This is a genomic window from Mycobacterium syngnathidarum (assembly GCF_001942625.1).
Lineage (GTDB): Bacteria > Actinomycetota > Actinomycetes > Mycobacteriales > Mycobacteriaceae > Mycobacterium > Mycobacterium syngnathidarum.
In genome coordinates, this window is the sequence record NZ_MLCL01000084.1 from 22,101 (window position 1) to 42,662 (window position 20,562).

Genomic DNA, 20,562 nt, shown 5'->3' on the forward strand with positions numbered 1-20,562 from the left:
TCACGAACTTACCGAAGCCGTAGCCCCCGCGGGGTCCGGGAAAACCCGGCCCCGGTCAGCGCGTCCTGCACGGCGGCGCGGTCCGCGTCGACGCCGGGATCCAGAACGGCCGCCCCGTTGATTCGTTCGACCAACAGCGACGGCATGCGGCCCGAACTCACGAGTTCGGCCAAGGCCGCCGCGGCAGCTCGCTGAGTCTCGACGTCGGAGGTGAAGCTCAGCAGTGTGCGGCCACCACGCTCCAAGAACCACACCAACTGTCCGTCGACCAGTGCGACCAGGGCCCCGGCTTTGCGGCCAGGACGGTGGGTGTCCTCGCCGCCGCGTTCGGGCCAGGCCAGTGCGGCTCCATAGGGATTGGCCGGGTCCGTCGCCGCGAGTACGACGGCGTGGTACTCGGGCCGTTGGGGGTCGACGCCGTCCAGATAAGAGCGCAAGCGGTCCACGGTCGAGGCGGCCGCGAACTGGGCCCCGCCCAGCGATTCCACGAAATAACCCCGTTGACAGCGGCCGGCATCCTCGAACGCACTCAACACCTTGTACAGGGTGGCGAACCCGCCCGGCACGCCCTCGGCTGCCGCCGCCCCCTTGGTCAGCACCCCGTGCCGGTTCAACAGCAGCTCGGCCTGGAAATGCGCGCGCACGGTCGAATCCGGTTCGGCACCAGGCAATGCTGACCACCGGCCGGACACCATCGGATCGGCTGCGCGGCTGTGCGGGCGTGCGACGCTGTAGCGGCTGAGCCTGGGTGGCCGTTGGCGCTGCCGGTGCGCCGGCGCGCCGGACCGGCGCGGGCCGGTCAGCATCGCCCGCACCGGGGCGAACGTGTCCCCGGTGACCCAGCCGGCCCAGATCAATTCCCACAGTGCTGTTTTCAGCTCGGACTCGGCAGCATCCTGGTCGGTGAGTTGCCGGAAGAAGTACGCCCCGCCATGTCCCAGCGTCTCCATGATCGCCCGGTGCGTATCGGTGAACTCGATCTCGGCGGGGACGGGCAGTGTCAGCGGTGCGGTCTCGGCCAGATGGAATGCCACCCAACCGTCGCTGCTGCCGATCTGTCCGGCGCCCGACCACATCACCTCACCGGAGGCCAGCAGCTCGTCGAGCATGGACGGCTGGTAGTCGCGGACCCGCTGCCCGAAGACCAAAGATTCGACCGCCGACGCGGGAAGGGGAACGCCGGCCAGCTGTTCGATCACTGCGCCCAGCCCGTCGATACCCGTGCTGCGGCTGGACCCGACATGCTGCCACGACGGCAGGAAGCGACCGTAGGCCGCGGTGCTGACCGGTTCGACCTGTGCGCGCAGCGCGGCCAGGGAGCGGCGACGCAGGATCCTGAGTACCTCGGCGTCGCACCACTGGTCGCCAGGGAGATCGTCAACGAATTCACCGCGCACCAGCCGACCGTCGACAGCCATGCGGCCCAACACATCTGCGGTCACCCGAAGACCCAGCCCGAACCGGGCGGCCACCTCGGTGGTGGTGAACGGCCCATGGGTGCGGGCGTAGCGTCCGATCAGATCCCCGAGCGGATCGGCGACGGATTCGGTGAACGCCGCGGGAACCCCGACCGGTACCGGCGCGCCGACGCCGTCGCGGAGCAGGCCGATGTCCTCCACCGCGGACCACCAGGTCTGCCCGGCGTAGGTGACCGGTAGTGCGCGCTTGGCGGCGTGCAGCCCGTCCAGCCAGCCGCCGATCGCGTCGGTGGTGGCGCGCGCGGCGATCTCGGCCTCGGTCAGCGGGCCCAGCATCCGCAGTAGATCGGCCACCGCCTCGGCGTCGCGCGCTGCGCGCTCCTCGGTGAGATGTTGCAGCTGAGCGGAGGTCGAGGCGACCACGGCGGGGTCCAGTAGTTCGCGCAGCTCGACCCGGCCCAGCAATTCGGACAGCAGCGCGGTGTCCAGTGCGAGCGCTGCGGCCCGTCGCTCGGCCAGCGGGCTGTCGCCCTCGTACATGAAGGCACCCACATAGCCGAATAGCAGTGAGGCCGCGAACGGTGACGGCGTGGCGGTCTCCACCTCGACCACCCGCAGCCGGCGTTGCGCCACTCGCCGCATCAACTCGGTGAGCGCGGGCACGTCGTAGACGTCCTGCAGGCATTCCCGGACCGTTTCCAGCACGATTGGGAAGTCCGGATACTTGCGGGCGATGTCGAGCAGCTGCGCGGCGCGTTGCCGTTGATGCCACAGCGGGGACCGCTTGCCCGGGTGCCTGCGTGGCAGTAGCAGGGCACGGGCGGCGCATTCACGGAACCGGGACGCGAACAACGCCGATCCGCCCACTTCCGCGGTGACGATGGGCTCTACCTCGTCGGCATCGAACACGAACAGGTCTGCACCCGGCGGGGTTTCGCCGCTGTCGGGAAGCCGCACGATGATGCCGTCGTCGGAGGCGGTGGGCTTTTCGTCGATGCCGTAGCGTTCCCGCAGCCGTCGCCCCACGGCAAGGGCCAGCGGCCCGTGGACCCGCAGACCATATGGAGAGTGCAGGATCACCCGCCAGTCGCCGAGCTCGTCGCGGAAGCGCTCGACCACGAACGTGCTGTCGCTGGGGACCACTCCGGTGGCCTCACGCTGATCGTGCAGCAACTGGTACAGATTGTCGGTGGCGAATCCGGCGAAACCCATTGTCTGGCAGCGCTCGTCGAATTCGGCACGGCCGAGTGCCGCGAGCTCGCCGGTGAACGCTCCGACCGCCGCGCCGAGTTCGGCGGGCCGGCCCACACTGTCTCCACGCCAGAACGGCAGCCGGGCGGGCTGGCCCGGGGCTGGGATGACGAGTACCCGGTCGTGGGTGATCTCGGTGATCCGCCAGCTGGTGGCGCCCAGTGATATGACGTCGCCCGGCCGGGACTCGTAGACCATCTCCTCGTCGAGTTCACCTACCCGCGAAGGTTTTTCGGAATCGGTGGCCAGATAGACGGTGAACAGCCCGCGGTCAGGGATGGCCCCGCCGGACGTGACGGCCAGGCGCTGGGCACCCGGGCGGGCGGTGAGGGTGCCGTGGTCGCGGTCGTAGACGAGCCGAGGCCGGAGCTCGGCGAATTCGGTGGACGGATACTTCCCCGACAACAGGTCGAGCGTGGCTTCGAAGGCGCTGCGCGGCAACGTGGCGAACGGGGCGCTGCGCCGGACCGCATCGAACCACGCGTCGGCATCCACGGGCTCCAGGGCGGCCACGGCGACCGTGTGCTGGGCCAGCACGTCGAGCGGGTTGGCCGGCACGTGCATGGACTCGATGTCGCCGGTGCGCATGCGTTGCACCGTCACCGCGCAGCCGATCAGGTCGGTGCGATGTTTGGGAAACAGCACGCCCTGGGAGATCTCGCCGACTTGATGCCCGGCACGCCCGATCCGTTGCAGCCCACTGGCCACCGATGGGGGTGACTCGACCTGGATCACCAGGTCGACCGCGCCCATGTCGATACCCAACTCCAGGCTGGAGGTCGCGACGACGGCGCGCAACCGCCCGCTCTTGAGGTCGTCCTCGACCTGGGCCCGCTGCTCCTTGCTGACCGAACCGTGGTGCGCGCGGGCCAGCAGTGTGGGCGCACCGTTGGCTTGGCCGCTGGCCATGAGTTGGGCCGGGGCACCGCCACCCACCTGGGGGTTGTGGTCGAGCGAGAGCTCGATTCCGGCCCTTTCGGCGTGGATCTCGTTCAGCCGGGAGGTCAGCCGCTCGGCGAGCCGGCGGGAATTGGCGAACACGATCGAGGACTGGTGCGCCTCGATCAGGTCCACGATCCGCTCCTCGACGTCGGGCCAGATGCTGTTGTTGTCGAGGTTGGCCATGTCCGGGACCGGGACTTGGACAGAGAGATCGAACGTCTTGGCGGCAGGCGGGGCGACGATGGTGGTCGGTGCCTGCCCGGACAGGAACCGCGCCACCTCCTCGGGCGGACGCACCGTCGCCGACAGCCCGATGCGCTGGGCAGGTTTGTCGAGCAGCTGATCCAGGCGTTCGAGGGAGAGTGCCAGGTGCGCACCGCGTTTGGTGGCGGCGACGGCATGCACCTCGTCGACGATCACGGTCCGGACGGAGGCCAGAGTCTCGCGGGCCGCCGAGGTCAGCATCAAGAACAGTGACTCGGGCGTGGTGATCAGGATGTCGGGCGGCTTGCTCAGCATCGCGCGGCGCTGGCTCGGGGTGGTGTCCCCGGAGCGGACGCCGACGCTGATCGAAGGGGCGGGCACCCCGTGTCGCTCGGCGACGCGGGTGATCCCGGTCAGGGGGGTGCGCAGGTTGCGTTCGACGTCGACGGCCAACGCTTTGAGCGGGGACACGTACAGCACCGTCGTGCCCGAGCGCGGTTCGGCAGACCGGGTCAGCGCGTCGATGGCCCACAGGAACGCCGCCAGCGTCTTGCCGGAGCCGGTGGGGGCGATGACCAGGGTATTGTGCCCCTCGGCGATCGCGGCCCAGGCCTGTGCCTGGGCGGCCGTCGGCGCGGGGAAGGCAGCGTTGAACCACTCCCGGGTCAGTGCGCTGAACCGGGCCAGCGAATCGACCGGCGTGGTGGCCACCCAGTCATACTGCCGCGTACCACCGACAAGCGGACGTCAGCGCTGGTCAGGAGCGGCCGCGCAGACCAGGTCGGCCGGCAGTCCGGGTACCCGGCCGATGGCGTCGAGCAGGGCGTGCGCACAGGTGTCTGCGACGAAGCCCGCATCGATCGACGGATCCTTGAGTCGCTGCCGGCACATTTCGAAGGTCAGGGCCAGCCAGCCGTACACGGTGGCTCGCAGATCGCGTTGCACCTTGGGATCCAACGGGTCGGAGACCGCCTCGGCGATCCGGGCCATGATCCGGTCGGCCTGGCGGTCGTTGTCGATGTCGTCGACGCCGCGCAGCACGGGATCGGTGCGGCCCAGGCCCATGTAGGCCGCCCACGCTCCATGTGGATGCTCCTCGTCGTAGCGCAGGTAGGCCAGCACTCCGGCGCGCAGTTGGCCGAACAGGCTCTGGCCAGGCTCGGGCGGGGTGCTGGTGGCGGCGAACAAGCGCTCGCCCTCGGCCTGCACCACAGCGGCGAAGAAGGCCCGCTTGTCGGGGAAGTAGTGGTACATCAGGGCCCGAGACACCCCGGCGCGTTCTGCGATCTCGTCGATACGCACTTCGTCGTACGGTCGTTGGCCGAACACCTCGGCTCCCAGCGCCAGCAGCTCGTTACGTCTGTCGGCGGGGGACAGCCGGCGTCTCGACTCGGCACCCACGCCTGCAGCCTAACCTGGTGGCATGACCGTCATGGGCGCGCGGACCTCAGCTGGGCGGCGATATCCGAAACTTCCCCATCCGCCGCGTCGCGTGCCGTTGCTCGGGGATGTACTCAGTCTGCAGGCCGGCTCCTCGATGCAGAACGCGATGGGCATGGCCGAGCTCGGGCAGGTCTGTGAGTTCCGCTTCCTGGGCGCCCGCTACGTGGTCGCCGCCGGTGCCGACGCCGTCGCCGATCTCAACGACGAAACCCGGTTCTGCAAGCATGTCGGGCCCGACATCGAGGCGCTGCGGGTCGTCGGCGGCGACGGGTTGTTCACCGCGTACAACGACGAACCGAACTGGCACAAGGCTCATCAACTGCTGTTGCCCGCATTCAGCCAGGCCGCGATGCGCCGCTATCACGGGGTGATGTTCGACGTCGCAGACGAGCTGACCGACCGTTGGGACCAGCGGGCCGATCTCGGCGACACCGTGGATGTCTCGGCCGACACGACCAGGGTGACGCTGGAGACCATCGGGCGGTGCGCGGCCGGGTACTCGTTCCGCTGCTTCCAGGACGATGCGATGCACCCGTTCGTCGCGCACATGGTGTCCGCCCTGGTGGGAGCCGATCGCCTTGGAGTGCTGCGCGAAACCTTCCTGCCCGCGCTCTTCTACCGGCGTTACGACCGCCAGGTCCGCAGCGACGCGAAGTATCTGCACGAGTTGGCCGACGACATCGTTGCCAACCGGCGAGCACGGCCATCGGACACTCACGAGGATCTGCTGCAGATCATGCTGGAGTCCGACCTCGACGCCGCCAACATCCGCTATCAGCTGATCAACTTCCTGATTGCCGGCCACGAAACCACCTCAGGTGCACTGTCGTTCGCGTTGTACTTCCTGTCGCAACATCCAGACGTGTTCGCCAGGGCTCGCGCCGAGGTCGATGAGGTGTGGGGCGAAGACGCACGGCCGGACTTCGAAAAGGTCGCCAAACTTCGCTATGTGCGACGGGTTCTCGACGAGTCCTTGCGACTACAGCCGACCGTGCCGGCCTACTATCGCGCGGCCCGCCACGACACCGTGCTCGCCGGAATCCACCCGATGCGCAAGGGGGATTGGGCGCTGGCGCTGATCTCGACCCTGCACCGCGACCCGCGTTGGGGCCCCGACCCGGATGCTTTCGATCCCGACCGGTTTGCCCCCGAGCAGATGCGAGCCAGGCCAGGTGGTCTGTACAAGCCGTTCGGTACCGGCGAAAGATCATGCATCGGGCGGCAATTCGCGCTGCACGAGGCGGTGCTGATGCTCGGCGTGCTGATCCGGCGCTACGACATGGCCGCCGATCCGGAATACTCGCTGCGGGTACAGGAGCGCCTGACCATGATGCCGTCGGGATTCCGGCTCGAGCTGCGTCGAAGGTAGTCGTTCGTATACGCATGAAACGCCCCGAATCGGGGTACCGTTTGCGTGGACAGAACCCCAGTGTCGGCAGGTCCGCGTATGGAATGGTTCATCGCAGACGAATATTGGTTGGCCAGGCAGGTGTTGCAGCGGGGGACCGCCGCGATCTACCTGATCGCGTTCATCGTGGCGGCCCGGCAGTTCCGCGCGCTCCTCGGTGAGCGAGGCCTGCTGCCGATACCCCGTTTCCTGGCCGTCAACTCATTCCGGCAGGCCCCGAGCCTGTTCCAGTTCCACTACTCGGACCGCTTTTTCGCCGCGGTGTGTATCGCCGGGGCCGTGATCTCCGCAGCACTGGTGGTGGGATTCGGCGACCTGGTGCCGCTGTGGGCCGCGATGCTGACCTGGTTACTGGTCTGGGTGCTCTACCTGTCGATCGTCAACGTCGGCCAGACCTGGTATTCGTTCGGCTGGGAATCGCTGTTGCTCGAAGCCGGGTTTCTGGTGACGTTCCTGGGCAACGACGACGTCGGCCCGCCGCTGCTGGTGCTGTGGCTGGCCCGCTGGCTGGTTTTCCGCGTCGAGTTCGGCGCCGGCTTGATCAAGCTGCGAGGTGACCCGTGCTGGCGCAACCTGACCTGCCTGTACTACCACCACGAGACACAACCCATGCCTGGGCCGCTGAGTTGGTTCTTCCACCACCTGCCCAAACCGCTGCACCGAATCGAGGTGGCCGGCAACCACTTCGCCCAAATCGTCGTACCCTTCGCGTTGTTCGCCCCGCAGCCGGTGGCCGGTGCGGCGGCGATCGTCGTCATCGTCACCCAACTGTGGCTGGTCGCTTCGGGGAACTTCGCCTGGCTCAATTGGATAACCATCGTTCTGGCGTTCAGTGCGATCTCGGATTCCACCGCAGCGGTGTTGCTGCCGCTGCCAGAACACCAATTCGGCCAGACGCCAACCTGGTTCACCGTCGTGGTCATCGGCTTTGCGGTGGCAGTGGCCTGCCTGAGTTACCGGCCGGCACGCAACCTCATCTCCAGAAGACAGCGGATGAACGCCTCTTACAACCGCTATCACCTGGTCAATTCCTACGGGGCATTCGGCACCGTCGGTCGCACCCGCGACGAGGTGGTGTTGGAGGGCACCTCGGACCCGCAGCTCAGCGATCACACCGTCTGGAAGGAATACGAGTTCAAGGGCAAGCCAGGCGATGTCCACAGGTGGCCACGGCAGTTCGCGCCCTACCACCTACGGCTCGACTGGTTGATGTGGTTCGCCGCGATATCGCCGGCATATGCCCACGGCTGGCTACGTATGCTGCTGACCCGGCTCCTGGAGAACGACCGAGCTACGCTGAAGCTATTGCGGCACAACCCGTTCCCCGATACACCGCCGAGGTATGTCCGCGCCACGCTATACCGCTATGAGTTCAGCACCTGGACCGAACTTCGTCGAGAGCACATTTGGTGGCACCGCATCTCGCTGGGCGTGTATGTACCGCCGCAAACCCTGCCTTCCGGACGCTCATCTGCCGGCGCGCAATGATCGCTGGTAACGGCGCATCCCCGCGATCCACCGGCCGTAATCGGAGCCCTTGTGGCGGTACATGTCGAGCACCTGCGGGTGGGGGAGGACAAGGAATTGGTCCGTCTTGACCGCGTCGACGGTGGCCGACGCGACATCCTGGGCGCTGATCACCTCACCGGACTGCACGATCGACGCCGCACCCGCCGCGGCATCCGGATTCGCCGAAGTGCGCACCGCATCGAGCAGTGGCGTGTCCACGCCCAGTGGGCATACGCAGCTGACCCCGATGCCGTCGTCGCCGTACGTGATGGCCAGCCATTCAGCGAATCCGACCGCCGCGTGTTTGGTGACGGCATATCCGGCGGCGCCGATCTGGGACAGCAAGCCCGCCGCCGACGCAACCGATACGAAATAGCCTCTACCGCGTGACGACCATTGCGGGACAAGCACTTGTGCTGCCCGGATGTGCGACCGCAGATTGACATCCAAGATCGCGTCCCAGTCCTCGTCCGCGCCGAGGCCGGGCGCGCCGATGATCCCGGCGTTGGCGACATAGATGTCGACCGGGCCGAACTCGGTGGCGGTCAGCGCCTCGACATCGGCCGTAACACCGGCGTCCGCCCGGATTCCCAGCGCCTGCCCGCCGTGGGAACGGATCTGTGCGGCGGTCTGTTCGGCCGCGTCGGCGTCGAGGTCGGCGGCCACGACGCGGGCCCCGTCCGCGGCGAACGATTCGGCCAGGGCCCGGCCGATGCCTGATCCCGCGCCGGTGACTACCGCGACCGAGTTTTCAATCTGCATGCCTCCTGCTTACCCGACGTGACCTCGGTGCCCGTTCGGCGGCACCACATGTCACCCGAAATGCACGCCCTGGGCCAGTGGCAGCTCCGACGAGTAGTTGACGGTGTTGGTCGCTCGACGCATGTAGGCCTTCCACGCGTCCGACCCGGATTCACGGCCGCCACCGGTGTGCTTCTCACCGCCGAACGCGCCGCCGATCTCGGCACCGGAGGTCCCGATGTTGACGTTGGCGATGCCGCAGTCGGATCCGTCGGCAGCCAGGAACCGTTCGGCCTCGCGCACGTCGGTGGTGAAGATCGCCGACGAAAGGCCCTGCGGCACCGCGTTGTTCAGGGCGATTGCGTCGTCGATATCGTCGTAGGTGAGTACGTAGAGGATGGGGGCGAACGTCTCGGTGTGCACGATCTCGGTCTGTGCAGGCATCCTGACCACGGCCGGCGCGACGTAGAACGCCCCTTCATCTCCCAGATCGTGACGCTCGCCGCCGAAGACCTCGCCGCCATCGGCCTCGGCCTGCTCCAGCGCTCCGACCATGTCGCGGTAGGCGCGGGTGTGAATGAGCGGGCCGACCAGGGTCCCGTCCCGGCTCGGGTCACCGATGGGCAGGCTCTGATACGCCGAGACGATTCGCGACACCAGCTCATCGGCGATGGAGGAGTGCACGATCAACCGGCGCAGCGTGGTGCAACGTTGTCCGGCAGTGCCCGCGGCGGAGAACACGATGGCACGTACCGCGAGGTCCAGATCGGCCGAGGGGGTGACGATCGCAGCGTTGTTGCCGCCGAGTTCGAGCAGCACCTTGCCGAACCGTGCCGCCACCCGCGGACCGACCTGTTGGCCCATCCGTACCGAACCGGTCGCGCTGACCAGCGCCACCCGCGGATCGTCGACCAATTGCTCTCCCAGTTCGCGGCCGCCGAGGATCAGCCGAGACACGGCAGCAGGGGCGCCCACGTCGGTTGCGGCTCGTTCGACCAGGGCCTGGCAGGCGATCGCGGTCAGCGGGGTCAGCTCGGAGGGCTTCCACACCACGGTGTCGCCGCACACCAGCGCGACCGCGGTGTTCCACGCCCACACCGCCACCGGGAAATTGAATGCGGTGACGACCCCGACGACGCCCAACGGGTGCCAGGTCTCCATCAGCCGGTGCCCGGGGCGTTCGGAAGCGATTGTGCGGCCGTACAACTGGCGCGAGAGGCCGACGGCGAACTGGCAGATGTCGATCATCTCCTGCACTTCGCCCAGTGCTTCGGAGGTGATCTTGCCCGCCTCCACCGTCACCAGGGTCGCCAGATCCGTCTTGTGCTCGACAAGCAGTTCGCCCAGGCGGGCCACCAGTGCGCCGCGCACCGGGGCAGGGGTGGTACGCCAGGTCGAGAATGCCTGTGCGGCATCGGCAATCACGGCGTCAACGTGTTCGGGACTGTCCTCGGACAGGGTGAACAGCACGTCGCCGCTGATCGGGGTGCTGGCATGCAGGCCGGGCCCGGGAGCGGTCGGCTCGGCCAGTGCCGGCGTCGCGCCGACGGCGGCCAACGCCTGCCGCACCCGCCGACGCAGCTCCTGCGCGGTGGGCAGATCCGTCCGTTCAGTGGTGGTCATCGTGTGCCTTTCTGGTTGGCTGCGGCGTTACAGTGCGGGCCATGGGTGAAGCCGACGAATACGTGCTGGACGACACCGACCGGACCCTCGTCCGCGCGCTCGCCGCTGACGGCAGGTCCACGTTGGCGCAACTGGCCTCGGCGGCCGGGTTGTCGGTATCGGCGGTGCAGGCGCGGGTGCGGCGGCTGGAGTCGCGGGGTGTCGTGACCGGATACGCCGCACGGCTCAATCCCGAGGCGCTGGGCAACATGCTGTCGGCGTTCGTCGCCATCACTCCTCTCGATCCTTCTCAACCCGATGATGCGCCTGCCCGGCTGCAGCACATCCCCGAAATCGAATCGTGCCACTCGGTGGCCGGCGAGGAGAGTTACATCCTGCTGGTCCGGGTGGCCTCGGCCCGGGCGTTGGAGGACCTGCTTCAGCGGATCAGGACCGCAGCCAACGTCCGGACTCGCAGCACCATCATCTTGCAGACATTTTACAGCGGACGGGACCATATTCCGTAACAGTTACTGTTATGGCGGGCATGTGCCGTAAAAATGCCGTTAGCATGGTGTCATGACCGCAGTGCTGACGAACATGCCGACCATAACGCCCGAGCGGGTGCGCGCGGTCCTGGCGCGCAGCATCCTGACCGACGGTTTCGACTTCGTGCTCGATCTGGAGCGCTCTCGCGGCTCGTATCTGGTGGACGCGCGCAGCGGCGAACGCTTCCTGGACATGTTCACTTTCTTCGCCTCGTCGGCGCTCGGGATGAACCACCCGGCCCTGGCCGGCGAAGCATTCCGTGCCGAGCTGGCCCAGGCCGCAATCAACAAGCCGAGCAATTCCGACATCTACAGCGTGCCGATGGCCCGGTTCGTCGACACCTTCCGCCGCGTGCTCGGTGACCCCGACCTGCCGCATCTGTTCTTCGTCGACGGTGGTGCGCTGGCAGTCGAGAACGCGCTCAAAGTGGCCTTCGACTGGAAGAGCAGGCACAACGAGGCACGGGGCATTGACCCGGCGTTGGGCACCAAGGTGCTGCACCTGCGCGGAGCCTTCCACGGCCGCAGCGGGTACACCATGTCGCTGACCAACACCGACCCCGTCAAGGTGGCCCGCTTCCCGAAGTTCGACTGGCCTCGCATCGACGCTCCTTACCTGCGTCCGGACGCGGATATTGCTGCGCTCGAAGCTGATTCGCTGCGGGCGGCCAGGGCTGTCTTCGAGGCCCACCCCCACGACATTGCCTGCTTCATCGCCGAGCCGATCCAGGGTGAGGGCGGCGATCGCCACCTACGCCCGGAGTTCTTCGCGGCAATGCGCACGCTGTGCGACGAGTTCGACGCCCTGTTCATTTTCGACGAAGTGCAGACCGGATGCGGGATCACCGGAACTGCTTGGGCATACCAGCAATTGGGGGTCAGCCCGGACGTGGTCGCGTTCGGGAAGAAAACACAGGTGTGCGGAGTGATGGCCGGAGGCAAGGTCGACGACGTCGCCGACAACGTCTTCACGGTGAGCTCGCGGATCAACTCCACCTGGGGCGGCAACCTGGTAGACATGGTGCGGTCTCGGCGCATCCTCGAAGTCATCGAGGCCGAGAATCTGATCCACAATGCCGCGATGACGGGTGACTACCTGCTCGGTCAGTTGCGCGCGCTGGCACGAGATTTCCCCGGAAACGTCGTCAATGCCCGGGGCCGAGGGCTGATGTGCGCGTTCAGCCTGCCCACCACAGCCGCGCGGGACCAGCTGGTACGGCGGTTGTGGGACCGGCACGTCATCATGCTGCCGAGCGGGACCGACTCGGTGCGGTTCCGGCCGGCGCTGAGCGTGACCCGCGAGCAGATCGACGAGTGCCTCGCGGCGGTGCGAGATGCACTGCGATCGCCGCTGACGGCTCAGGGCTGATCGGCGGGTTCTTCTGACGACGCCGCGCGACGCAGGATCGACTTGAGCCGGGGCAGGTCGGCTCCGGCCACCAGCTCGCAACCGTGCAGTGCGGCGAGTTTGCGTGCGGCCGGGGTGAAATCGTTGTTCGTCACCACCATTGTTCTGGCGCAGTCCTGCATCGGCGCGCCGGCGACGACCTCCTGTACGGCGCTCGCGCCCACCGGCCGGGACAGTCGTTTGCATTGCACGGCAATCCGGTTCGGCCGGCGACCGACGATGAGATCCACCCCCCAGTCCCCGGTCAGCGGCGTCATGATCACCGGAAGCCCACAGGTCCGGGCCACATGGGCCACATGGTCTTCGAACTCCAGCCCGGTCATCTCCGCGGACGCGTCCTCGCGCGTGCTCGGGGTACTGACCCCATGGAATGTGCCCAGCAGGAATCGGGGAGCGGCCGCCAGCATCACGGGCGCCAGCAGGCCGATGACCAGGCTCCATGCCGTGTCGACGCCGGCAAGGTGACTCGCGATCGCGGCCGCTGCGCCGGCCGCGATGAACATCTTGATCCGAAGCCGCCTCACGGGCCGAATGTAGATGGGCCCTGTGACAAATCGGCTGACCCGCTGCCAGCTCGGCGCGCTAATCTCAACCCGTGACGAGTGATCCCGCGGCGGGGAACCCCGATTCGCCGATCGAGCATGCCTTTGCCGGTGGCGAGGCGCAGCGCGTCGGCTGGTTCCGGTTCTATTTCGCCGACGAGCGCTGGGAGTGGTCACCCCAGGTAGAGCGGATGCACGGGTATGAGCCCGGCACCGCCCGTCCAACAACCGAGCTGGTGCTGTCCCACAAGCACCCAGAGGACTACGGACAGGTCGCTGCGACTCTGCTGGAGATCCGACGGACCTCCAGCGCGTTCAGCACCCGCCACCGCATCCTCGACACCTCGGGGGATGTCCACCACGTCGTCGTAGTCGGGGATCAGCTTTTCGACGACGCCGGCGCGGTCATCGGAACGCACGGTTTCTACGTCGATGTCTCGCCGTCGATCAGCCAGGCACGAGAGGACGCCGTCACCGAGGCGGTAGCCGAGATCGCCGAGGCGCGTAGTGCCATCGACCAGGTCAAAGGGATGTTGATGCTGATCTATCGCATCAACGCAGATGCGGCATTCGAGCTGCTCAAATGGCGGTCTCAGGAAACCAACACCAAATTACGGGCGTTGGCCGAACAGCTGGCCGAGGACTTCCTGGGTCTGGACTACGCCGAGACACTCCCTGAGCGCGCGATCTTGGACCGCTTGCTGTTGACGGCCCACCTGCGCGTCCGCCCGGAGGTTTAACCCCGTCCCGCCCAGGGAAGACTCCCGGCGCTGATCCAAAGCGAATGGGAGTTGACTGATGACGGCCCCGACCCTGACCGCACTGGCTCTCGTTTGCAGTCTCAAGCGGCGGCCCGCCGAGTCCAGCAGTGAGCTCATCGCCGATCAGGTCTGCGAAAACCTCAGCGCGATGGGAGTGGGCACAGAGACGCTACGGTGCGCCGACTTCGTCATCGAACCCGGCGTGGAAACCGACATGGGTGGCGATGATCAGTGGCCCCAGATCCGCGAGAAGGTGCTTGCCGCCGACATCCTCGTGTTGTCGACCCCGGTCTGGCTCGGCCATCCGTCGAGCATCGCCCAGCGGGTCCTGGAGCGCCTCGACGCTGAACTGTCCAACACCGACGACGCCGGTCGCCCGGTGCTCGCGGGCAAGGTGGCGCTGGTGTCAGTGGTCGGGAACGAGGACGGTGCCCACAAGACGGTCGCCGACCTCTTCCAAGGGCTCAACGACATGGGCTACACCATCCCGGCCCAGGGCTGCACGTACTGGAACGGCGAGGCCATGCACGGCACCGATTACCTCGATCTCGATGAGGTGCCCAGCGCCGTTGCCGATGCCACCGCCGCGGCGGCGCGCAACGCCGCACACCTGGCCGGGGTGCTCCAGCTAGGCCAGTACCCGCGCTATGAGTGAAAGGGAGAAATGATGAAAGGTCCCGACGATCCCGTCGACCACACCAGGACGACCCGGCCGCACGCCGGCGAGTCGATGAAGGACAACCGCAACATGCCTGCGTTGGTCCTCATCGGGTTGGGCGTGGTGATGTTCGTCGCGTGTCTGTTCGGCTTCGCGACGGGCAACACCGGGCTGGGGATAGTGCTCGCCATCCTGGCCGCCGTCGGCCTGTTCGGCGGCGGTCTGTGGCTCGCGATCGCGCACCTGCGGGTGCGGCGTATCGAAGAGCGTTGGTACGCAGAGCATCCCGAAGTAGTCAGGCAGTCGCCGAACAGCTGACCCGAGACGCGAGATGGCCCAGCCGACGTTGGCTGGGCCATCTCTTCAATCAGGTCGGGCTACGGTCGCTGGCTCGCCTGCTCACGTTGCTCGGCGGCCTTGGCTCCGGCCCGAGCGGATTCGGCTTCCGCTTCCTTCTTTGCGGCATCCTGCTGGGCATCGGCCTTGTCCTGCTGGGCTTTACCCTCGCGCACAAGATCTTCGCGGCCGGTCACGGTACCGACTGCTTCCTTCGCCTTGCCCTTGACGTCCTCGACGACGCCCTTGATGCCTTCTTCAGGTCCTGAGTTCTTCTCGGTCATGCTCTACCTTTCCGCTACTGGGAGTGGATTGGTCATTCCACGCGGCTTCTCCACGCACCCCCTGGATTTCCACGAACCGGCCGGGCTAAACGTGCCGTGACGAATCGGCTCCAGCGGCCACGAAGTTTGCGGAGCGCCTGGTTGGGTATCGAGTAGAGGTGCTTTCCGGAACAAATGAAATGGCCGGCGATACGGCCGTGGAGACCATTGCCGTCGGCGCCGAGGACGTGTACCGGCCGCAGCACGATTCGTGGCTGCTGATCGATGCCCTCGAGCGAGATGACGCGGTGGCCGGCCGCCGGGTGGTGGACCTGTGTGCAGGAAGCGGAGTCGTTGCCATCGCCGCAGCCCAGATGGGCGCCAGTGCGGTTACGGCGCTGGATATTTCGCCAGAGGCGATCCGTTGCACCCAGGCCAACGCATTGGCTGCCCAAGTCGATGTCGAAGCCAGACTCGGGTCGTGGACGCAGGCGCTGGAACACGAACCCTACGACGTCGTGGTGTGCAATCCGCCCTACGTTCCGGTGGCGCCGGGGACCTCCGCGGAGGTCCCCGTGTCGACTGGGCCGATGACTTCGTGGAACGGCGGCCCGGATGGCCGGCTGGTGCTCGACCCGCTGTGCCGATCGGCGGATGCCGCCCTGGCCGCCGGGGGGTCTTTGTTCCTGGTCCAGTCCGAGTTCTCCGATGTCGAGAAGTCGTTGCGGCTCTTGCGGGCGCGCGGTCTGGACGCAGAAATCTGTGGCACCCAGCTGATTCCGTTCGGACCGGTGTTGCGGATGCAGGCACGTTGGCTCCGGGACACCGGGCGATTGACCGACGCCAGGGCCGAAGAGGAACTGGTCGTCATCCGGGCGGACAAACCATGACCGAACACCGGGCGGTGCGGGTGGTCCAGGGCGGGCCGATCCTCATCGAGGGGCCGGTACGCATCGAAATGCCCGACGGAAGCACTGTGGAATCAGATCGGTTCATGGTGGCCATCTGTACCTGCCGCCGATCCAAGACCTATCCGTTGTGTGACACCAGCCACCGCAAGATCAAGCGTTCAGGCAAGCGGCCGGCATAGTGAACTGCGTTCGGCCAGCCAGCATTTCATCAGATGCTCGGCCAACCGGTCTTCCATGGCGGCAAACGCCCTGATCCCGAACACCACATCGGAATCGAGGTCCGGTTCGCGGCGGACCAGATCGCCCACGACGTCGTGGCGGACGACTTGCTCATGTACCGCGTCGGCCTCGACGTGCTCGCGATAGAAGCGGATACACGCTTCCGGGGCATCGAGGCGCTCCAAAGCGGCCACCATCCGCTGCGACCCGGGTGAGGACGTGATCTCGGTGGCCGCGAAATGCCCGGCAGCGGCCCCGCGGAGGCGCCGGTGCAGACCGAACATCGACATGAGGTTGACCAGTGCCAGGCTCTCGGCGGGCACCGTGTCGAGGTAGCCGAGGTAGCTGTCGTCCAACTCGGCCTCCCTCAACAAGTCGGCGAACAGGTTCTGGTGCAGGCGGGCGGCCGAGCCGGCGCCGTATTCGTCGTATTCGACGGCGACAAACGCGGCCTTTGCCTGGCCACCGAGGCGGGGGATCAGCCAGGCGTGCGGATCACCCTCTTTGAGGTGGTACAACGACCGGTGCACGAAGTACTCGCGCATCTGTTCCCAGGTGCCCTCGTCGCGGAGGTGAAAAGAAGGGCCGGTTCCGTCGGCGGGTTCGACCGACAGCCGCGCCATCTCCTGCTCGGCGGTGTCGTCCGGATCGATGGTGCCGACCTCGTGGCGGACCGCGGTGAGGAAGATCCGTTCGAACTGGGAACGCAGGTGCAAGAGCCCGGCGTTCCATTCCCAGTCCTGGTCGACGCCGGCAAAGCCCCGATAGTGCAGTTCGTAGCAGATGTAGAGGGCGAATTGCACGTCCAGCCCCAGCGGATCGGAATCGCGCAGCGGGATCCAGACCGGTTCGAGGTGGTTGTGCGGGGCACGGTCGCCGAGCCGCTCGATCAGGGCGGCCGAGATGGGCCCTTTCGGGGACGGAAGCCCAGGTTGCTGAAGGGTCGGGAGGGTCGTCATGGCGGAACAGTTATGCCCGTCGGCGGTCGTTGGTAAACCCGTATGGCGCAGCGTGTTTGCGATGCGGGCAGGCCTACTCGATGGTCCCGGGCGCTCCGGTACCGATTCCGTGAGTGGTGGTGGCAGACCGGCCGAACACCAGCCCGAGCGCGATCATGACCAGCGCCAGGCCGAAATGCAGCCAATTGTCGGCGGTGTTCACCGGAATGAAGTTGGCCGCGCTGTCCCGGTCGATGAACAGACCGTGGAGGCACAGCACGGCGTAGATCAGGCCGCCGCCGATCAAGTAGGCGCGCGCGGTACCGGCCTGGCGGGCCATGATCACACCGACCACGCCGAAGGCCAGGTGCACGAGATTGTGCAGTACCGACACCCTGAACAAACCCAGGAGCATGGCCTCAGAATGGTGACCGGCCCAGTGCAGATCGCCGTAGTCGGTGGTGACGCCCGGGATGAGCCCCAGCACCCCCACGATGAGGAAGAGGGTTCCGACGGTCAGGGCGACGGCTTGCAACGGGGTCCGCTGCACGGGGCGGCCCGGGCTTCTTGGATTCGGAGTTCCCACGAGTCAGCCCTTTCTGCGAAAGCCGCGCACCTGGGGCGCAGCGGTCTGACCGGGATACCCGCCGAGGCCCATTCCAACCCGGTCGCGCGGTTTGTCCGGGTACCTGCCGGGGTATCCCGTGACAAGTTGGAGTCGAGGTGAGGGACATGACGAGCCCAGCCCTTTTCGAGCGAGTGGCCGACGCTATCGAGGCGCAGCACCGGCGGGCGCTCAGCGCGTACGCCATCGCCGAGTTCGTGTGGTTCTGGCGTGGTGATGTGATCACTGGCTCCGAAGGGTCGCAGCCTGCCGGCTATAACCAGCACGCAGCGTGACGTGATCTGAGCCCATTCGGGCGACATCGCCCCATTCCGCCAGGAAGGTGCCGCGATGACGCCATCGCGCGACGGCGGCGATGAGCCACGGCGCGCTGATGTCCGTGCGCTCGTAACCCAGGTACGACGAGCGGGTACGGGGGCTGACCACCAAGCCCACCAGTTGTGGACTGCGCGGGTGGCCGGCGCCGTCGTCGACGAGCTTGAGTCGGACGTCGATGACGGTACCGACTGGATGGTGACCGGCGTCGAGGACGCGGAGCCCGAGGAGATTACTCAGCTGCATGGCGTCCTCCCGGGATTCGAGCGACGATATGGTCTCGCAACCAGCGCTCGACCCAGCCGGTTTCCGCCGGCAGCTCGCTGGTCCTCAGTTGCACCGTCACCCCGACCGAAGCGACCTGTTTCCATGGGATCTCGTGCAACATCGATCGCGGCGGTGTGCCACCGAGGATGCGGGTCATCCCGACCTGTCCGGACAGTATCGCGGTGACCCGAGGTGGCGGGCTGCCGGAACGGATGTCCACATCGGACTCGACACCGTCGAGTTCGAGGTCGTCGATGATGCCCGCCGGTGCGCCGTCATCGTCGAGAAGCTGTCGGTCCAGTAGGTGCAGGCGCGCATCGACGGTTCTCATTGACCCGCTCCGGTCACGATCATCAGCGGGATGGCCGCCAGGGAGGCAGCCACGATTATCACCAGGTACACCGACCCGAACATGTTGAGCACCCTTCCGTTTGTCTTGTCGCCCATGTACTCCGGATCGTTCGCCACGATGAGGATGGGCAGGTACGTCAGCGGCAGTGCGATGGCGGAGAAGACCACGGAATACTCGGTGACCATGACCGGATCGATGCCCGTGAACAGGACGGCGGCGCCGATGACGATGCTCACGAACATCACCACATGGAAGCGGGACGCCTCGGCCGGGCGGCGGAACTTGCCCCACGTCCAGCCGAAGAACTGCGCCAGGGTATAGCCGCTGGACAACGTGGTCTCCAGGGCGGCACCGAAGGTGGCCGCCACGATGCCGACGATCGCGAACGCCAGCGCCAGCTTGCCGCCGGCCTCGACGACCGGCATCACCACCTGAGACAGTGACGTCACCTCGATCCGGTCAGGTAGCAGAACCAGGGTCGCGCAGGCCGCGATGGCCACCGAGAGGATGCCCCCCAACGGGAAGCCGACCAGCACGTTGACCCGCGAGACACCGAGATCCTTTGCCGTCCAATGCTCTTCCACCGCTCCGGAGGAGAAGAAGAACACTTCGTACGGAGTCATGGCGGCGCCGAACAGTGCGATCGCGTAGTACCAGTAGGTGGCCGAGGACTCGGACTCCGGAATCACCGGCTGCACCGCCTGATGTGCGAGATCGCCCCAATGTGGTTGCAGGGCAAAGACAGCGACGGCAAAGACGATGAGACACAACCCCGCCAAGCCGGCCGTGTTCTCCATCACCGAGAACTTGACCCGCCAGATCACCAGCCACACCGCGAATGCCGCCACCGGAATCCACAGCATCCGTCCCACATCGGTGGCCAGTTGCAATGCCAGCGCTACGCCACCGATCTCGGCGGTCAGGGTCATCAGGTTGATCAGGAACGAGGCGGTGAGATTGGCTGCGGCGGTGCGCGGGCCCAGGCGTTCCCGGATGATCTCGAACGTGGCCCGTCCGCTGACCGCCGCCACTCGACCCGCCATCTGGGCGAACAGACAGATCCCGACGACGCCGACGAGCACCACCCAGACCAGGCCCAGGCCGAACCGTGACCCGACGACGGCGTTTGTCACCAGATCGCCGATGTCGAGGAACCCGCCGATGGCGGTCAGGATTCCCAGCGCTACCGCAAAGAACTTCTTCATCAGCGGTACCGGGTTTCCAGTGCGTCGGCCGACGACACCAGTTGGCTGCGCAGCTCCGACAGGTCGGGTGCGCGGGTGATTTCGCGGGCGCGCGCCGACGCCGTGTTGAGTTGGCCGATCATCGTCGTCATGGCTTCGGTGAGCATCCGCTGGCGGTCGACATCAACCGGGTCCTCGGCCCTGAGATCAGCGATTCCCTGGTAGGCCTTGACGATCTCGTCACGCGCGTCAGATAGCTGGACGCTGACCAGTTGTGGCGTGGAGCGGTCACGGATCCGGAGGTCCAATGCGTACGCTCCGCTGCGGGCGGCGGCCACCGTCTCTTCCATGGCCTGGGCGAGTTGGCCGGGCATGCCGTCACGGTTGGCCGGGCAACGGGTCAGCAGCAGTCCGAGCGCAGCGACCAGCAGAGCGACGGCGAGCGCCGCCCGAATTCGTCGCGGTCTGTCTTCGCCGTCCGCCTGCTCCGTCATGACGCCCTCGTCACCCGGGCAGGGTTTCCCTAGTCCTCACGGTCCTGACGGTCGAACTCATCGAGTCCGAGGTCGTCGGTGACCGCCTCGCGCTGGTCTTGCCAGTCCGGATCGGCGGCCTCCAGGGGAGGGCCGTCCAGGTCTGTCACGGGTACTTCAGAGTCGGGAACCGGTTCGCTGGGTTCACGGTCCTACTCGAGCGCATCGGCGATGGGCACATCGT

At 66.8% G+C, this 20,562-nt stretch carries 21 protein-coding genes; 9 read left to right on the top strand and 12 right to left on the bottom strand.

All coding sequences use genetic code 11. From position 1 onward, the window contains the following. Positions 1 to 8: 8 nt before the first annotated feature. A complete protein-coding gene (locus BKG60_RS23725) occupies positions 9 to 4,526 on the bottom strand; it encodes an ATP-dependent helicase (protein WP_075910101.1) in 4,518 nt (1,505 codons plus the stop codon). Between the two features lie 36 nt (positions 4,527 to 4,562). Next, positions 4,563 to 5,216: a TetR/AcrR family transcriptional regulator gene (locus BKG60_RS23730; RefSeq protein ID WP_070187291.1), complete on the bottom strand. Its 654-nt coding sequence runs from the start codon at positions 5,214 to 5,216 to the stop codon at positions 4,563 to 4,565. 22 nt (positions 5,217 to 5,238) lie between these two features. Between BKG60_RS23730 and BKG60_RS23735 the strand changes: the two genes are divergently transcribed. Next, positions 5,239 to 6,627 carry a cytochrome P450 gene (locus tag BKG60_RS23735; RefSeq protein WP_075910102.1) on the top strand — a complete coding sequence of 463 codons (1,389 nt, stop codon included), beginning with the start codon at positions 5,239 to 5,241 and terminating at the stop codon, positions 6,625 to 6,627. A 78-nt stretch (positions 6,628 to 6,705) separates the two neighbouring features. Next, positions 6,706 to 8,154: a lipase maturation factor family protein gene (locus tag BKG60_RS23740; RefSeq protein ID WP_075910103.1), complete on the top strand. Its 1,449-nt coding sequence runs from the start codon at positions 6,706 to 6,708 to the stop codon at positions 8,152 to 8,154. On the opposite strand, the gene BKG60_RS23745 is transcribed toward BKG60_RS23740, so the two are convergent. Further along, the gene (locus BKG60_RS23745; RefSeq protein ID WP_075910104.1) at positions 8,134 to 8,937 is read right to left on the bottom strand and encodes an SDR family oxidoreductase; all 804 of its coding nucleotides are present in this window, start codon (positions 8,935 to 8,937) and stop codon (positions 8,134 to 8,136) included. The genes BKG60_RS23740 and BKG60_RS23745 overlap by 21 nt on opposite strands. Positions 8,938 to 8,988: 51 nt before the next feature. Continuing rightward, a complete protein-coding gene (gene amaB, locus BKG60_RS23750; RefSeq protein WP_075910105.1) occupies positions 8,989 to 10,539 on the bottom strand; it encodes an L-piperidine-6-carboxylate dehydrogenase in 1,551 nt (516 codons plus the stop codon). Positions 10,540 to 10,580: 41 nt separating this feature from the next. Here amaB and BKG60_RS23755 point away from each other — a divergent pair, with 41 nt between their 5' ends. Continuing rightward, positions 10,581 to 11,045 (top strand): Lrp/AsnC family transcriptional regulator, encoded by a 465-nt coding sequence (locus BKG60_RS23755; protein ID WP_075910106.1) that lies wholly within the window; start codon positions 10,581 to 10,583, stop codon positions 11,043 to 11,045. Between the two features lie 52 nt (positions 11,046 to 11,097). Further along, the gene (gene lat, locus BKG60_RS23760; RefSeq protein ID WP_075910107.1) at positions 11,098 to 12,435 is read left to right on the top strand and encodes an L-lysine 6-transaminase; all 1,338 of its coding nucleotides are present in this window, start codon (positions 11,098 to 11,100) and stop codon (positions 12,433 to 12,435) included. Here lat and BKG60_RS23765 read toward each other — a convergent pair. Then, a complete protein-coding gene (locus BKG60_RS23765) occupies positions 12,426 to 12,998 on the bottom strand; it encodes a restriction endonuclease (RefSeq protein ID WP_120765015.1) in 573 nt (190 codons plus the stop codon). The two genes, lat and BKG60_RS23765, sit on opposite strands and share 10 nt — an antisense overlap. A gap of 71 nt (positions 12,999 to 13,069) precedes the next feature. Between BKG60_RS23765 and BKG60_RS23770 the strand changes: the two genes are divergently transcribed. From BKG60_RS23770 to usfY, 3 genes are read left to right on the top strand one after another with little or no spacing between them, the layout of a single operon-like run. Then, positions 13,070 to 13,756: a PAS and ANTAR domain-containing protein gene (locus BKG60_RS23770; protein ID WP_075910109.1), complete on the top strand. Its 687-nt coding sequence runs from the start codon at positions 13,070 to 13,072 to the stop codon at positions 13,754 to 13,756. A 58-nt stretch (positions 13,757 to 13,814) separates the two neighbouring features. Further along, complete coding sequence (locus BKG60_RS23775) at positions 13,815 to 14,432, top strand: flavodoxin family protein (RefSeq protein WP_075910110.1); 618 nt, start codon at positions 13,815 to 13,817, stop codon at positions 14,430 to 14,432. A gap of 12 nt (positions 14,433 to 14,444) precedes the next feature. Then, positions 14,445 to 14,753, top strand: a complete 309-nt coding sequence (gene usfY, locus BKG60_RS23780; protein WP_075910144.1) for a protein UsfY — start codon at positions 14,445 to 14,447, stop codon at positions 14,751 to 14,753. A gap of 59 nt (positions 14,754 to 14,812) precedes the next feature. On the opposite strand, the gene mbp1 is transcribed toward usfY, so the two are convergent. Then, positions 14,813 to 15,055 carry a microaggregate-binding protein 1 gene (gene mbp1 / locus BKG60_RS23785; protein ID WP_036388797.1) on the bottom strand — a complete coding sequence of 81 codons (243 nt, stop codon included), beginning with the start codon at positions 15,053 to 15,055 and terminating at the stop codon, positions 14,813 to 14,815. Positions 15,056 to 15,234: 179 nt separating this feature from the next. Between mbp1 and BKG60_RS23790 the strand changes: the two genes are divergently transcribed. Then, positions 15,235 to 15,924, top strand: coding sequence for a HemK2/MTQ2 family protein methyltransferase (locus tag BKG60_RS23790; RefSeq protein ID WP_075910111.1), 690 nt, complete (start codon positions 15,235 to 15,237; stop codon positions 15,922 to 15,924). Further along, positions 15,921 to 16,124, top strand: coding sequence for a CDGSH iron-sulfur domain-containing protein (locus BKG60_RS23795; RefSeq protein WP_070187280.1), 204 nt, complete (start codon positions 15,921 to 15,923; stop codon positions 16,122 to 16,124). Before BKG60_RS23790 ends, BKG60_RS23795 begins: the two co-directional genes overlap by 4 nt. On the opposite strand, the gene BKG60_RS23800 is transcribed toward BKG60_RS23795, so the two are convergent. The 6 genes from BKG60_RS23800 to BKG60_RS23825 all read right to left on the bottom strand — a co-directional run bounded on the left by BKG60_RS23800 (position 16,104) and on the right by BKG60_RS23825 (position 20,339). Further along, a complete protein-coding gene (locus tag BKG60_RS23800; protein ID WP_075910112.1) occupies positions 16,104 to 17,123 on the bottom strand; it encodes an iron-containing redox enzyme family protein in 1,020 nt (339 codons plus the stop codon). The genes BKG60_RS23795 and BKG60_RS23800 overlap by 21 nt on opposite strands. 73 nt (positions 17,124 to 17,196) lie before the next feature. After that, positions 17,197 to 17,652 carry a DUF4383 domain-containing protein gene (locus tag BKG60_RS23805; protein WP_075910113.1) on the bottom strand — a complete coding sequence of 152 codons (456 nt, stop codon included), beginning with the start codon at positions 17,650 to 17,652 and terminating at the stop codon, positions 17,197 to 17,199. A 297-nt stretch (positions 17,653 to 17,949) separates the two neighbouring features. Further along, positions 17,950 to 18,288, bottom strand: a complete 339-nt coding sequence (locus BKG60_RS23810) for a hypothetical protein (RefSeq protein WP_075910114.1) — start codon at positions 18,286 to 18,288, stop codon at positions 17,950 to 17,952. Then, positions 18,275 to 18,640, bottom strand: coding sequence for a hypothetical protein (locus BKG60_RS23815; protein WP_075910115.1), 366 nt, complete (start codon positions 18,638 to 18,640; stop codon positions 18,275 to 18,277). The genes BKG60_RS23810 and BKG60_RS23815 overlap by 14 nt, the downstream gene beginning before the upstream one ends. Then, entirely contained in the window at positions 18,637 to 19,866 is a 1,230-nt protein-coding gene (locus tag BKG60_RS23820; protein WP_075910116.1) for an Nramp family divalent metal transporter, read from the bottom strand. Before BKG60_RS23820 ends, BKG60_RS23815 begins: the two co-directional genes overlap by 4 nt. After that, positions 19,866 to 20,339 (bottom strand): hypothetical protein, encoded by a 474-nt coding sequence (locus tag BKG60_RS23825; protein ID WP_075910117.1) that lies wholly within the window; start codon positions 20,337 to 20,339, stop codon positions 19,866 to 19,868. The genes BKG60_RS23820 and BKG60_RS23825 overlap by 1 nt, the downstream gene beginning before the upstream one ends. Positions 20,340 to 20,562: the final 223 nt, after the last annotated feature.